Origin of the sequence: Sulfitobacter indolifex, from assembly GCF_022788655.1 — a bacterium.
Taxonomy (GTDB): Bacteria; Pseudomonadota; Alphaproteobacteria; order Rhodobacterales; family Rhodobacteraceae; genus Sulfitobacter; species Sulfitobacter indolifex.
In genome coordinates this window covers 1124316-1138655 of record NZ_CP084951.1, presented here as the reverse complement: position 1 = coordinate 1138655, position 14340 = coordinate 1124316, and the positions used below count along the sequence as shown (strand labels likewise).

Sequence of the window (14340 nt, the reverse complement as noted above, 5' to 3'; positions counted from 1 at the left end):
TGCGACGCAGGGTATATGGTGACCGGCCTGAGTCGGAAAGGTCTATCCACATGCCAAAAGCTGATCCCTTCGGATTCGACATGTCCGTGTCGTCCTCCAAAAAGAAAAACCCCCGCGGCCGTCGCGGCATGTCCGGGGCTTCGGAAACCTCGACCCGGATTTGCGACCATGAGGGCTGCGAGGAAGCGGGCAAATTCCGCGCGCCCAAAGCGCCTGACGTGCTGGATGACTACTTCTGGTTCTGCCAGCAGCACGTCCGCGAATATAACGCGAAGTGGAGCTTCTTTGACGGCACCACCGAAGCCGAGTTGAACGCGCAAATGTCCAAGGACAAGGTCTGGGAACGCGCCACCAAGCCGCTCGGCGACCCTGAGCAGCGCGCATGGGCGCGCCTTGGCATCGAAGACCCACATCAGGTTTTGGGCAAGAACGCGACCCAGAACCCCGGCAAGGGCCAGCAAGCAGGCCGCCGCCTGCCCCCGACCGAGCGCCGAGCGATCGAGATCTTGGAAGCCAAGGACACTTGGACCAAGCCCGAGGTGCGTAAATCCTACAAAGCGCTGATCAAAGTGCTGCACCCTGACATGAACGGCGGCGACCGCAGCCAAGAAGAGCAGCTGCAACTGGTCGTGTGGGCATGGGACCAGATCAAAGCCAGCCGCAACTTTAAAGACTGACCGTCACGCCAAGACCAGCGGGCGCTTGCGGATAATGCCAGTTGCCCCTTTCCCTTGCGGATAGGCACGATATGTTGCACCAGATACGCGCGCGGCCCGAACTGCGCGCCTAAGGAAAAGGATGACGAGCGATGGCTGACGGCGCACTGGAACAGAACATGAGACCCACCGAAGAGCTTTCGGTTCGCGACGTTTTCGGCATCGATTCCGATATGATCGTCAAGGGTTTCCCTGAGCGTACCAACCGCGTGCCGGACATCGACAGCACCTATAAATTCGATCCTGACACCACATTGGCGATCCTTGCGGGTTTCACTCACAACCGCCGCGTTATGATCCAAGGCTACCACGGCACCGGCAAATCGACCCATATCGAACAGGTCGCCGCACTGCTGAACTGGCCCACCGTGCGCGTCAACCTCGACAGCCACATCAGCCGGATCGACCTGATCGGCAAAGACGCGATCAAACTGCGCGACGGCAAGCAGGTCACCGAGTTCCACGAAGGCATCCTGCCTTGGGCGCTGCGCAACCCGACCGCGATTGTGTTCGACGAATACGATGCGGGCCGCGCGGATGTGATGTTCGTAATTCAGCGCGTGCTGGAGCATGACGGCAAGCTGACCCTGATGGATCAAAACGAGATCATCACCCCGCACCCCTATTTCCGCCTTTTTGCCACGGCCAACACCGTCGGTCTGGGCGACACCACGGGCCTGTACCACGGCACCCAGCAGATCAACCAAGCGCAGATGGACCGTTGGTCTCTCGTTGCCACGCTGAACTACCTCAGCATTGACGCCGAGACCGCCATCGTTTTGGCCAAAAACCCGCATTACAATACCGAGAAGGGCCGCAAGACCCTCAAGCAGATGGTCACCGTGGCCGACCTTACGCGCACCGCCTTTATGAATGGTGAACTCTCGACAGTGATGAGCCCGCGGACCGTCATCGCATGGGCCCAAAACGCCGAAATCTTCCGCAACGTAGGCTATGCCTTCCGCCTGTCCTTCCTCAACAAATGTGATGAGTTGGAGCGGCAGACCGTGGCAGAATTCTATCAGCGTCTGTTTGATGAGGAACTGCCCGAAAGCGCCGCCAGCCTCAGCTTAGGCTGATCGGCATAGACCACCGAACAAAGATAAAGGGGCGCTGATATCAGCGCCCCTTTGTCGTTCCGGCTAGTTGTCGTTCCGGCTGTCGCCCGCGCTTAGTTAACAGGCGCAGGCTCAGTCGCGACCGCGTTGGGGTCTTGCGGGGCAGCGTTTTCAAACGCTTGCTGCTCGGCTTCCATGTCCTGCGCGGTTTTGAAGGCTTCTGCGGCCTCAAGATCGGTCTTGGTGGCCGAAGATACCAGACGCAGCGTGCCGCTTTCGTCGGTCATGGTTGACAGGCTGTCCATTTTCACAGCGACCCATTTCTCACCGATGCCGAGGAAGCCGCCGACACCGATCACAACACCTTCGACGGAGCCGTCGAGACTGACGATCAGGTCTTCCACATCGCCGATTTTTTCACCGGCGTCGGAATAGACGTTGCTGCCAATCAGATCGTCGGCAAGAATTGTGTTCTCGCTCTGCATAGTGATCTGACCTTCTACCGGCTTTGCAACCTCCTCTGCCGGAGCTTCGGCGGTTGCGTCAGCGGAGGCTGTGGTATCGGTCATCGGCTCTGTCGTAGCCGGTGCTTCGGCACTATCGGTGGCGGCATCCGTATCAGGTGCCTCTGCGGTGTCGGCCTCCATCTCGGCGTCAGCCTCAGGCGCTTCAGCGGTGTCTGCTTCCATTTCTGGATCGCCTTCGGGCGCTTCGGCGGTGTCGGTCTCGGCCTCTACTGCATCATCGCTTGCCGTGGCCTCGCTGCTCTGTGTTGCCTCATCGGTCTGAGGCGCTTCGGCGGTGGCCTCGTCTGTAGCGGGCTTTGTGGCGTCCTGTGCGGTGGCGGCCAGAGGCGCGGCACCCAAAACAGCGATCATGGCCAGACGGCTCGCATGTTGCATGAAATTGGTCATTTCCTTACTCCTACTTGCTGAGACGCCTTGCTGCCAGGGTTCAGAGAGGCATCGGTGCGTCGACTGCTGGGGAAATGCCGATCTAAGGGTGGGGGTTCCCGCTTAACGGGTGCCATGGGCGGAAACTGGCGCAGCCCGTGTAGTGCCCCTGCCCCTTTGACCCTTCTGCGAAAACCTGCCAAACCTCATGTCAAAGCTGACAAAGGCATGGGCTCATGAAGAAATCCGACAACCCCGCTGACGCGTTCAAGAAGGCCCTCGCTGAGGCGACCAAGGTGATGGCCGATGACGCCGATCTGAACGTCAGCTACTCCGTTGATCCCTCAGGGCTTTCCGGTGATGCGATGCGCCTGCCGCAGGTCAGCCGACGGATGACCCGCGAGGAGGTTTTACTGGCCCGTGGCACCGCCGATGCGCTCGCGCTGAACCGCCGCTATCACGATGACGCAACCCATGCCCGTTATGCGCCACAAGGCGACATGGCGCGCGAGCTGTATGAGGCGATGGAAACCGCGCGTTGCGAGGCGATGGGCGCGCGCGACATGCCCGGGACGGCGGGCAATATCGACGTAAAGATCAAACATGACGCGCTGCGCAAGGGCTACGATCAGGCCAAACAGGCCAGTGACGTGCCGCTCTCGGTCGCGGCGGGCTATATGGTGCGCCATCTCGCCACCGGGCGTCCGCTGCCCGCCGGGGCCGAGAACGCGATGGAACTGTGGCGCGGCTTTATTGAGGATCAGGCGGGCGGCACGCTGGAGGGGCTCGACGGCAGCCTCGCCGATCAAGCCGATTTCGCACGACTGGCGCGCAAGATGATCTCTGACCTTGGCTATGGCGATCAGCTGGGCGACGACCCCGACCAACAAGATGATACCCAAGAGGATCAGGCCGAAGAAGGTGCCGAGGAGGAGCAAGACCCCGACAGCACCGGCCAAGACGATCAGGACGAGGAAGAGGCCGAAGGCACGCCCGAGAACAGCCAAGAGCAGCAGCAGGACGAAAGTCAGGCGCAGGTCTCGATGGACGATGAAGCCGATCAGGAGTTGGGCGACGAGGCCGACATGCCCGAAGGCGACGCGCCGATGGACCCGCCGCCCCCGCCACCTGTCTCGGATGCTGACCCCGAATACCGCGTCTATTTGGGCGAGCATGATGAGGTGATCGGTGCCGAAGAACTGGCCGATCCGATTGAGTTGGAGCGGCTGCGCGCTTATCTTGATCAACAGTTGGAGCCGCTGAAGGGTGCCGTGGGCCGGTTGGCCAATAAGCTGCAACGCCGCCTTCAGGCGCAGCAAAACCGCTCTTGGGAGTTTGACCTTGAGGAAGGCACGCTGGACGCGGGCCGTTTGGCGCGGGTCGTGGCCAACCCAACCACGCCGCTCAGCTTCAAAGTAGAGAAGGATACGGAGTTCCGCGACACCGTGGTGACGCTGCTGCTGGACAACTCCGGCTCTATGCGCGGGCGGCCCATCTCGATCGCCGCAATCTGCGCCGATGTTTTGGCGCGGACCTTGGAGCGGTGCAATGTGAAGGTCGAAATCCTCGGCTTCACCACCCGCGCGTGGAAGGGCGGTCAGGCGCGCGAGGCGTGGCTAAACGACGGACGCCCCGCCCAGCCCGGGCGGCTGAACGATCTGCGCCATATCATCTATAAATCCGCTGACGCGCCATGGCGGCGGACCCGCGACCACCTTGGTCTGATGATGAAAGAAGGGCTGCTGAAGGAGAACATCGACGGTGAAGCGCTGGAATGGGCGCATCGTCGCATGACCGCACGGCATGAGGCGCGCAAGATCCTGATGGTGATCTCGGACGGTGCCCCGGTGGATGACAGCACCCTGTCGGTGAACCCAGCGAACTATCTGGAGAAGCACCTGCGCGATGTGATCGCCATGGTCGAGAAGCGCCGCGCCGTGGAACTGTTGGCGATTGGCATCGGCCATGATGTGACGCGCTATTACGACCGCGCCGTGACCATCACGGATGTGGATCAGCTTGCCGGGGCGATGACCGAACAGCTTGCCGCGCTCTTTGACAGCGATCCGCGGAAACGGGCGCGTGCCATGGGCATGCGTCGCCGCGGTTGAGTCGTCGGACGGTATTTAAGAAAAGATGAAGGAGGGGCGTTTGTTCCAGAGTTTCGAGGTCACCGCACGTCCGGAACAGGGGCCGCCGCGTTTGGCGGCGCTGCGCGAAGAATTGCTACGTGCTGGGCTGGACGGGTTTCTGGTGCCGCGCGCCGATGCGCATCAGGGGGAATATGTGGCCCCGCGCGATGACCGTTTGGCATGGCTCACGGGATTTACCGGATCGGCAGGCTTTTGTGCGGCGCTGCGTGATGTGGCGGGGGTATTTATCGACGGGCGCTATCGCACGCAGGTGAAGGCGCAGGTGGCGGATGTTTTTACGCCTGTAGCATGGCCGGAGACCTCTCTTGCTGATTGGGTGAAGGACCAGTTGCCTGAGGGCGGTGTGATAGGTTTTGACCCATGGCTGCATACGCCGGGGCAAATGGATCTGTTGGTGGATGCACTGGCTGGCTCAGGAATTGAGCTGCGAAGAGTCGAGAACATGGTGGATCGGGTTTGGGAAAACCAGCCTGCGCCACCGATGGGCAAAGTGGCGGCACATCCAGAGCGTTTTGCCGGGGAGAGCCATGAGGCCAAGCGGCAGCGCTTGGCGGCGGATCTGCGCGCGGCAGGGCAGAAGGCGGCTCTGATCACTCTGCCGGATAGCCACAATTGGTTGCTAAATATTCGCGGGCAGGACATTCCGCGCAATCCGGTGGCGCATGGATTTGCCGTGCTGCACGACGATGCGCGCGTCGATCTGTTTATGGCGGCGGAAAAGCTGGTGGATGTGCTGGATCATCTGGGGCCTGAGGTGGTGCCGCATGATCCTGAGGCCCTGCCTAACTATCTGAGCGCTCTTGAGGGGCCGGTGCGACTTGATCGGCAGTCGGCCCCGGTATTGTTTGCGGATCTGCTGGGGGATCGCGCGCAGGCGGGGGAAGACCCCTGCGCCCTTCCAAAAGCTTGCAAGAATGAGGCCGAGATTGCCGGGGCCGCTGAGGCGCATCTGCGTGATGGGGCGGCAGTGGTCGAGTTGCTGGCTTGGCTTGATGCGCAAGAACCGGGGGCGATCACAGAAACGAAAGTCGTGCGCCGGTTGGAAGAGTTGCGCCGCCGTGACCCAGCATTGCGCGACATTAGTTTCGAGACAATTTCGGGTACCGGGCCAAACGGGGCGATCATCCATTACCGGGTGAACGAAGAGACCGACAGTGTGCTTGAGGACGGGCATCTGCTGGTGCTCGACAGTGGCGGTCAGTATCTTGATGGCACCACAGATATCACCCGCACCATCGCCATTGGCACACCCGATGCCGAGGCGCGCAGCGCCTTTACGCGGGTGCTGTCGGGGATGATCGCCATGAGCCGCTTGCGCTGGCCGCGCGGGCTGGCCGGGCGGGATATCGAGATGTTGGGCCGATTGCCGCTTTGGATGGCGGGGCAGGATTTCGATCATGGTCTGGGGCATGGCGTTGGTGCCTACCTGTCCGTGCATGAGGGGCCGCAGCGGCTGAGCCGCATGAGCCATGTGCCGCTTCAGCCCGGTATGATCCTCAGCAATGAGCCGGGATATTACCGCGAGGGGGCGTTCGGCATCCGCATTGAGAACCTTCTGGTGGTACAAGAGGCGCCCGCCCTGCCCGGCGGTGATGCGCATCGCAAGATGCTGGATTGGCGCACGCTGACGCTTGCACCCATTGATCGGCGCTTGATTGATGTAGAGGCGCTTAGCCCCGATGCCCGGGATTGGCTGAACGCCTATCACCGCGACGTTGCGGAAAAGATCGGGCCGCGGCTATCACCTGTTACAAAACTGTGGTTGGATGCTGCAACGGCGCCCCTATGAGCGTCCGATTTCAGTAAAACTAGGGGGGTACGGCATGTCCGACCATATCACAATTACTCCGGCCCAAGGTACTTGGGTCGTCCGCGCCGGCGGGGCCGTGCTGGGCGAGACCACTGGCGCGCTGGAACTGCGCGAGGGCGATTACGCACCGGTGATCTATTTTCCGCGCGGCGACATCGCGATGGCCTTCCTTGATGGCTCTGACAAGGCCAGCCATTGCCCCTATAAGGGCGATGCCAGCTACTATTCCGTAGTGACGAAGAGCCGCACATTGGAAGATGCTGTATGGTCCTATGAAGATCCGAAGGGCGATGTGGCTGCGATCAAAGGCTATCTTGCCTTCACGCCGATGGAAGAAATTGCCATTGAACGTATCTGATCTTGGATCAGGAGTGCTCCTCGGCCGCGGTGGCGGCCAGGGCGCGGTTATAGGCCTTCAGCGCATCAACATGAAACAGCGCACCCAGCAATTCGGGCGGCGCATCGGCGCTGAGGGTGACCACCGGGATAAAGTTGGAATGCGTCTGGTCGAACAGGGGCAATGCGGCCTCTAGCGTGGCGCTGCCATCGATATAAGTGCCCTTGTCGATCAAATCCCAACAGGCGTCTTCTGAGGCCGCGTCTTTATCATCAGGACGGCGCATGATGCGGCCCACCATGAACATCGACAGCAGATAGGCCTGTGGCCCGGCAGCCAGATGTATGCCGCGCCGCTCCATCTGGGTCAGGAAGAAAGACCGGTCCACCAGCTTTGATGCCAGTGCCGTCGACATGCTGACGGCAACCATGACGGCGAGGCCGGTCTGCCAATCCCCGGTCATTTCAAAGACGATGAGCGTGGTCGAGATTGGCGCACCGAGCACGGCGGCGGCCACGGCCCCCATGCCCGCCAGCGCGTAGAGCGAGGAAGAGCCGGAAATTTCGGGGAAGACACCGGTGGCGATGATCCCGAAGCCCAGCCCCGTGAGCGCGCCCAGCATAAGCGACGGCGAGAACACCCCGCCACCCATGCGCCCGCCCAGCGTGATTGCCACGGCGGCGACTTTCAGCACGGCAAAGATGATCGCCTCATGAAGTACCAATTCGCCCACCAAGGCGCGGGAGGTCGTCTCATAGCCGACGCCAATGATATGTGGGAACCAGAGCGCGACGATGCCGAGGATCGCCCCCGCCACCGCTGGGCGCAGCCAGCGAGCAAGGCCCGTGCGGGCTTGAAGGTAATTGCCGAAATCCTCGGCCCAGAAGATTGACCGCATCAGCACGACAGAGACCAAACCGCAGGTCAGTCCCAAGAGCAGGAAGGCGGGTAGTTCGACATAAAATTGCACGTCCCCAAGGCTGGGCAAGACGAACTCGGTCAGCCCGCCAAATTCCAGCCGGTTGATCACTGTGCCCGCCGCCGAGGCGATGACGATGGGGGCAAAGGCGTGGACCGCGAAATGCCGCAGCACAACTTCGAGCGCGAAGAGCGCACCGGCGATGGGGGCGTTGAAACTGGCCGAAACCGCTGCCGCCACGGCGCAGCCCAAGAGATCACGCCCGGTGATCCCGTCCGCTTTGATCAGGCGGCTGACCTTGGTGGCGATCACGGCGGCCAAATGCACCACCGGCCCTTCGCGGCCCGATGACCCGCCCGTGGAAAGGGTGATGAGCGAGGCAAGCGCTGACGCCACACCAGCGCGCGTTTCAACCCGGCCGTCGTGCATGGCGGCACCAAGGATTACATCACCGACGCTGCGCGCACGCCCGTCGCGGGTGAACCGGTGCAGGATTAACCCCACAGTAAGCCCGCCAAAAGTCGGGATCAGCACCACCCAATACCACGGCAGCCCGGCTAGAAAGCTGTGCAGGAATTGCACATCATCGGTGCCATAAAGTGTAGCTTGTAACCAGTTGATCCCCTTACGGAAAAACAGCGCGGCGAAACCTGCGGCAATGCCGACCAGCAAGGCGATGAACCAAAACGTGATCTTGCCCGGACCCCGCGTGCGCAGCACTTGCCAGCCCAGTTTGCAGCCGCCAAGCGCCTGATCAAATTGTTGCGAGAAGAATGAGTTATCTTGCGGGGGCATGGGACTTTGACCAGTTGGACCCTTCCTGTCTAGGCCAAGCTGACCTTGGGTAAAACCGCCATTTAAGAAGTAGTTGCGCCCTGTTGCCCGTTCAGCAAAGACAGGGCCGCGGCGCGGGCGGCGTCGGTGATCGTATCGCCTGCCAACATGCGCGCGACTTCATCAACGCGTTCCTCGGCGACAAGGGGCGTGACTGTTGAGGTGGTCATGCCTTTGGTGACCGACTTGGCCACACGCCAGTGATGCGCGCCAAGGGCCGCGACCTGCGGCGAGTGGGTCACGACAAGCACCTGACCCTCAGCCGCCAGCGCTTTTAGCCGGCGCCCTACGGCGTCAGCGGTGGCCCCCCCCACCCCACGGTCAATCTCGTCAAAGATCAGCGTAAGGCCGGATTGGCTCTGGGTCAGGCAGACCTTGAGTGCCAGAAGAAAACGGCTGAGTTCCCCGCCCGAGGCGATTTTGCCCAACGGGCCAGCAGGTGCGCCGGGGTTGGTCGCCACGGTGAAAGACACCGCATCGCGCCCTTCGGGACCGGAGGTGTCTTCTGTCAACTGCGTCTCGAAAACGGCGCGTTCCATCTTGAGCGGGGCAAGCTCTGCCGCCACGGCTTTGTCGAGCTTGACTGCCGCCTTGCGCCGTTTCTCGGTCAAAGCGCTGGCGCGTTCGTCATAAAGCACCTGTGCGTCGCGCACGGCCTTTTCCAGCCCAGCCTGTGCCGCCTCGCCCGCGTCGAGCGCGTCGAGCTTGGCACGCAGTGTATCGGCAAAACCGGCCAGCTCATCGGGCTGCACATCATGTTTGCGGGCCAGCCCCCGGATCGCGAAAAGCCGCTCTTCGCAGGCCTCCAACTCATATGGATCGAACGACATGCCATCGATCGCATCAGCCACGCCGGACATCGCTTCGTCTAACTCCACCATCGCACGGTTGAGCGCCGCCAATGGCCCTTCCAACGCGCCCTCGGCCTTGTCAGCCACACCGTCGAGCCATCGCAGCGCGTCGCCCATTGCGGTCTCTGCCCCGCCTTGGCCCATGAGTTCATAGGCGTTCACCACATCGCGGCGGATTTTCTCGGCGCCCTGCATCTGCCGGCGGCGGGTGTCGAGCGTGGCTTCCTCGCCTTCTTCTGGGGCTAACTTGTCGAGTTCGGCCACTGCGTGGCGCAGGAACTCTTCCTCGGCGGCGATGGCGTCGCGTTCGGCGGCGGCGGCGGCGGCAGCCTTACGTGCGGCACCTAAAGCCACCCAAGCCTCACGCACGCCCGCAATCGCGCGGTCGTTGTTGGCATAATCATCAAGAATGGCGCGGTGGCCGCGGGGGTTCAGCAGGCCACGATCATCGTGCTGGCCGTGCAGTTCCACCAGCGTCTCCGACAGCCGGCGCAGCACCTCGCCCGAGCAGCGGCGGTCATTGACCCATGCGGTTTTGCGCCCGTCAGAGGTGTTGATCCGGCGCAGGATCAATTCATCCCCCGCAGGCAGCCCCGCTTCTTCGAGCACCACATGAGCCGGATGCCCCGCTGGCAAATCGAACCAAGCGGTCACCTCGCCCTGCGCGGCCCCTTGCCGCACCAGATCCGCGCGCCCGCGCCAGCCCAGAACAAACCCTAATGAGTCCAACAAGATAGACTTGCCCGCGCCGGTTTCACCGGTCAATACATTCAGCCCCGGCTGGAAGCCAAGCTCCAGCCGATCGATGATCAGCATGTCCGAAATATCAAGTCCGCGCAGCATCTAGAACCGTTGGATGGGTTTGCCCCACCCCCCTTAAAGCCACTCGCCCTTGATGGTCTGGCGATAGGCTGACCCCAGCCAGTTATCTTTGTAAAACGCTGGCGCAAGGCCACGGCCTGTCAGCAGCTTGTAGCTGTCTTCGTACCATTCCGAGCCACGGTAGTTGTGGCCCAAAATTGCCCCCGCCGTCTGAGCTTCTTTGTCCAGACCAAGCGAAAGGTAGGATTCCACCAGACGGTGCAGCGCTTCGGCGGTGTGGGTCGTGGTTTGGAAGTCCTCCACCACAACGCGGAAGCGATTAATCGCGGCGGTATAGTGATCGCGGCGCAAGTAGTAGCGGCCGATCTCCATTTCCTTGCCTGCCAGGTGGTCAAAGGCGAGGTCGAATTTCAGGATCGCAGAGCGGGCATATTCACTGTCCGGGTAGCCTTCGATAACGGCGCGCAGGGACTGCAGCGCTTGGAAGGTCAGACCCTGATCGCGGCCCACTTCGTCGATCTGGTCATAGTAGCTCAACGCCAGAAGATACTGCGCATAAGCGGCGTCATCTTCGGCGGGGTAGAAATCAATGAACCGCTGCGCCGCCGAGCGGCTGTTGGGGTAGTCTTGATCTTTGTGATAGGCGAACGCCTGCATGATCAGCGCGCGTTTGGCCCACTCAGAATAGGGATACAGGCGCTCGATCTCAGCGAAATAGAACGCCGCTTCACCGGGGTTGTTGTTGGTCAGCTCGTATTCGCCGCGCTCAAAAATCTGCTCGGCTGAGTAGGTTTCAAGCGGGATTTCCTGCGGGTTGAAAAAGCTTCCGTCCGAGCGTCCGTCACCACCGCCGCAGGCCGCCAGTGTCGCGATCAGCAGCACTGCGCTGATCGTCCGCTTGCGCGATCCTGCTACCGTCATGCCCGCACCCCTTGCATCGTCCAACCCATGGTCTTTGACCCTCTTGCGCATGTGACTAGCACAATATTCTGCGTTGCAAAACGCCCATTGCACCCCCCACCCGCTGGCGGAGACGCCATGGCGCTTCGCTGGGTCAGGCTTGTCACTTCGGCTTAGTGAATACAAGGCATTGGCGGGGCGTTCAATGGCAACTCGTCGCCGAAGGACATGCCGTCTGGCACGAGCTTAGGCTACCGTCGGGTCAGGCCACCTCTGGGATTTCGTTCCAAACCAGACCGAAGCCGGGGAGACGCGCCGCTTGCGCCGCATCGCAGGTGACAAGACGCACGGCATCCGGTGTCGCGAAAAGCGCGCGCAGCAGGGTATTGGTCAGCGAATGACCTGCGCGTTTGCCTTCGTAATGGCCAAAAAGCGGTGCCCCAGCGAGCGCCAGATCACCAACTGCATCGAGCATCTTGTGGCGCACAGGCTCATCCGCGTGACGCAGACCGCCGGGGCTAACAACCGCATCACCATCGAACACAACGGCGTTTTCACCAGCCTCGCCGCCAAGGGCCAGACCATTGGCCTGCATCGCATCGACGTCGGCTTGACGGCAGAACGTACGGCTGTCGCAAAGCTCACGCGCGAAGGCGCCATTATTCATGGTCAGCGACTTATGCTGGTGACCGATGGCGGCGTCGGCGAAATCGATCTCAAAATCGATCCGCAGCGTATCGGCGGGGGAAATCGTTGCTGTCGCATCGCCGTCTTGCACGGTCACGGTTTTCAGGACTTCAAAGGCCATCACAGGCGCGGCGAGCTGACGCAGCCCGCGCTGCATGATGCCCCGCACGAAGGGAACGGAAGAACCATCGAGGATCGGCACTTCTGGACCGTCGATCTCGATCAACAGGTTATGAATGCCGCAGCCCGCAACGGCGGCCATCAGATGCTCTACGGTAGAGATCGCGAGGCCCGTGCGGTTTTCCAGCTTGGTGCACAGCGGCGAACGGTTCACAGCATCCCACCGTGCCGGGATCATGCGGTCACCCACAGCCACATCGCTGCGCGAGAACCAGATACCATGATGGGCCGAAGCCGGACGCAAGGTGACAGTCGCAGGCAGGCCGGAGTGCAGGCCTGTGCCAGAAAAGCTTACTGCTGATTTAATTGTTGTCTGCACCGGATCATCCTCAAGCTTCGAACATCTTATTGTGTGTTGAACTCTGGATTAAGGTGCTGGTTCGTTTTGCTCAACTCAATCTTTGCAACGGTCTGAAACATGCCCGTAACATTTGGGCGCTAGCGTGCCACCCCAATTGTAATAGGCTGATCTATAACGAAAAAGGGCCGCCCTAAGGCGACCCTGTCGTTCACTATCGTGATCGGATCAATTGGCCTGACGGCGCAGGAACGCGGGGATTTCGATGCGCTCTTGATCGGGATCGTTGTTTTCTTGCGGCTGCGGTGCAGCTGCAGAAGCGCGAGTCTGCACCGGAGGCTGCTGACGCGCAGGGCGCGGCTGTGCTTCGCCTTCGGCGTGGCCGGTCATCCGGTTGATCAAAGAGTTGATGCCAAAGCGACCTTTGTCGCCCTGCTCACCCTGCTGCTGCTGGGCCTGACGGTGCTGCTCAGGGGCGGCCTTTTGGGCAGCGGCGCGCAGACGGGCCAGTGCTTCGGGGGATGGCGTGCCGGGTGTCGGCGCGCGCGGTGCAACGAAGGCTTCAGGCTGGGCTTCGATCGTTTCTTCCTGACGCGGCTCGAATGCGGCAACTTCGGGCTGGTAGGCCGGAGCAGGCAGACCGTCATCATCTTCGACAACGCTCTCTTCTTCGTAGCGGTCTTGCTCACGCTGTGTCGGCTGAAGGTCTTGGAACAGAGCGGCTTGCTCAACTTCCTGCTTCATTTCCGCAGCAACCGGAGCGGCGACAGGTGCCTGCGCGGCGGAAACCTGTGCAACATCGTCAACCGACACGTTCTGGCGCAGCGGCTGGCTCATGGAGCGGCGCGGAACTGGCATTTCGGTGTTCACGTCGGTGGCGTCGATGCCGGTGGCGACAACGCTGACGCGCATCAGGCCACCAAGGCTTTCGTCCAGCGTGGAGCCAACGATGATGTTTGCTTCGGGGTCGACTTCTTCACGGATGCGGTTGGCCGCTTCGTCCAGTTCAAACAGCGTGAGGTCGTGGCCACCGGTGATGTTGATGAGAACACCCTTGGCGCCGCGCAGGCTGATTTCGTCCAGCAGCGGGTTGGCGATGGCCTTCTCGGCGGCTTGGATCGCGCGATCTTCGCCCTCAGCCTCGCCTGTGCCCATCATCGCCTTGCCCATCTCGTCCATCACGGCGCGAACGTCAGCAAAGTCGAGGTTGATTAGGCCCGGACGGACCATCAGGTCGGTCACGCCCTTCACACCTTGATACAGCACGTCATCGGCAAGCGAGAAGGCTTCGGTGAAGGTGGTCTTTTCGTTGGCCAGACGGAAGAGGTTCTGGTTGGGGATGATGATCAGCGTGTCGACGACCTTTTGCAGCGTCTCAACGCCTTCTTCGGCCTGACGCATGCGCTTGGCGCCCTCAAACTGGAAAGGCTTGGTCACGACACCAACGGTCAGCACACCAAGCTCACGCGCGGCTTGGGCGATGATCGGAGCCGCACCAGTACCGGTGCCGCCGCCCATGCCAGCAGTGATGAAGCACATATGTGCGCCAGCAAGGTGGTCAACGATTTGCTCAATGCTCTCTTCGGCAGCGGCAGCGCCGACGCTGGCACGGGCGCCCGCGCCCAGACCTTCGGTCACTTTGATGCCCAGCTGGACGCGGTTTTCGGCCTGTGCCTGCTGCAGCGCCTGAGCGTCAGTGTTGGCCACAACAAAATCAACGCCGTCCAGCTGCTTTTCGATCATGTTGTTGACCGCGTTGCCGCCTGCCCCGCCAACACCGAAGACGGTGATACGGGGTTTCAGATCATCTTGTCCTGGCATTGAAAGGTTGAGTGTCATGTGCTGTCCGCCTGTCCAGTTATCCGCGTTCTGCGGGAGTTTT

At 61.4% G+C, this 14340-nt stretch carries 11 protein-coding genes; 5 read left to right on the top strand and 6 right to left on the bottom strand.

Going from position 1 to position 14340, the window contains the following annotated elements; all coding sequences use genetic code 11:
• Positions 1-50: 50 nt before the first annotated feature.
• Positions 51-677: a J domain-containing protein gene (locus DSM14862_RS05545; protein ID WP_007119443.1), complete on the top strand. Its 627-nt coding sequence runs from the start codon at positions 51-53 to the stop codon at positions 675-677.
• A gap of 131 nt (positions 678-808) precedes the next feature.
• Entirely contained in the window at positions 809-1795 is a 987-nt protein-coding gene (cobS, locus tag DSM14862_RS05540; RefSeq protein ID WP_007119442.1) for a cobaltochelatase subunit CobS, read from the top strand.
• 92 nt (positions 1796-1887) lie between these two features.
• Here the strand turns inward: cobS and DSM14862_RS05535 are convergent, their stop codons facing one another.
• Complete coding sequence (locus tag DSM14862_RS05535) at positions 1888-2688, bottom strand: PRC-barrel domain-containing protein (protein WP_050770372.1); 801 nt, start codon at positions 2686-2688, stop codon at positions 1888-1890.
• A gap of 215 nt (positions 2689-2903) precedes the next feature.
• Here DSM14862_RS05535 and cobT point away from each other — a divergent pair, with 215 nt between their 5' ends.
• Genes cobT through DSM14862_RS05520 form a run of 3 tightly spaced genes read left to right on the top strand, consistent with a single transcriptional unit; the run spans position 2904 to position 6988 of the window.
• Entirely contained in the window at positions 2904-4778 is a 1875-nt protein-coding gene (gene cobT, locus DSM14862_RS05530; protein ID WP_007119440.1) for a cobaltochelatase subunit CobT, read from the top strand.
• 40 nt (positions 4779-4818) lie between these two features.
• Positions 4819-6609, top strand: a complete 1791-nt coding sequence (locus tag DSM14862_RS05525) for an aminopeptidase P family protein (RefSeq protein ID WP_007119439.1) — start codon at positions 4819-4821, stop codon at positions 6607-6609.
• 34 nt (positions 6610-6643) lie between these two features.
• Complete coding sequence (locus tag DSM14862_RS05520; protein ID WP_040700997.1) at positions 6644-6988, top strand: DUF427 domain-containing protein; 345 nt, start codon at positions 6644-6646, stop codon at positions 6986-6988.
• 7 nt (positions 6989-6995) lie between these two features.
• Here the strand turns inward: DSM14862_RS05520 and DSM14862_RS05515 are convergent, their stop codons facing one another.
• The 5 genes from DSM14862_RS05515 to ftsZ all read right to left on the bottom strand — a co-directional run bounded on the left by DSM14862_RS05515 (position 6996) and on the right by ftsZ (position 14297).
• Positions 6996-8681 carry a chloride channel protein gene (locus DSM14862_RS05515; protein ID WP_007119437.1) on the bottom strand — a complete coding sequence of 562 codons (1686 nt, stop codon included), beginning with the start codon at positions 8679-8681 and terminating at the stop codon, positions 6996-6998.
• A 62-nt stretch (positions 8682-8743) separates the two neighbouring features.
• Positions 8744-10414, bottom strand: a complete 1671-nt coding sequence (gene recN, locus DSM14862_RS05510; RefSeq protein WP_007119436.1) for a DNA repair protein RecN — start codon at positions 10412-10414, stop codon at positions 8744-8746.
• A gap of 33 nt (positions 10415-10447) precedes the next feature.
• Positions 10448-11314, bottom strand: coding sequence for an outer membrane protein assembly factor BamD (locus DSM14862_RS05505; protein WP_007119435.1), 867 nt, complete (start codon positions 11312-11314; stop codon positions 10448-10450).
• A gap of 241 nt (positions 11315-11555) precedes the next feature.
• Positions 11556-12479, bottom strand: a complete 924-nt coding sequence (gene lpxC / locus DSM14862_RS05500) for a UDP-3-O-acyl-N-acetylglucosamine deacetylase (protein WP_007119434.1) — start codon at positions 12477-12479, stop codon at positions 11556-11558.
• 207 nt (positions 12480-12686) lie between these two features.
• Positions 12687-14297, bottom strand: coding sequence for a cell division protein FtsZ (gene ftsZ, locus DSM14862_RS05495; protein WP_007119433.1), 1611 nt, complete (start codon positions 14295-14297; stop codon positions 12687-12689).
• Between the last annotated feature and the right edge of the window lie 43 nt (positions 14298-14340).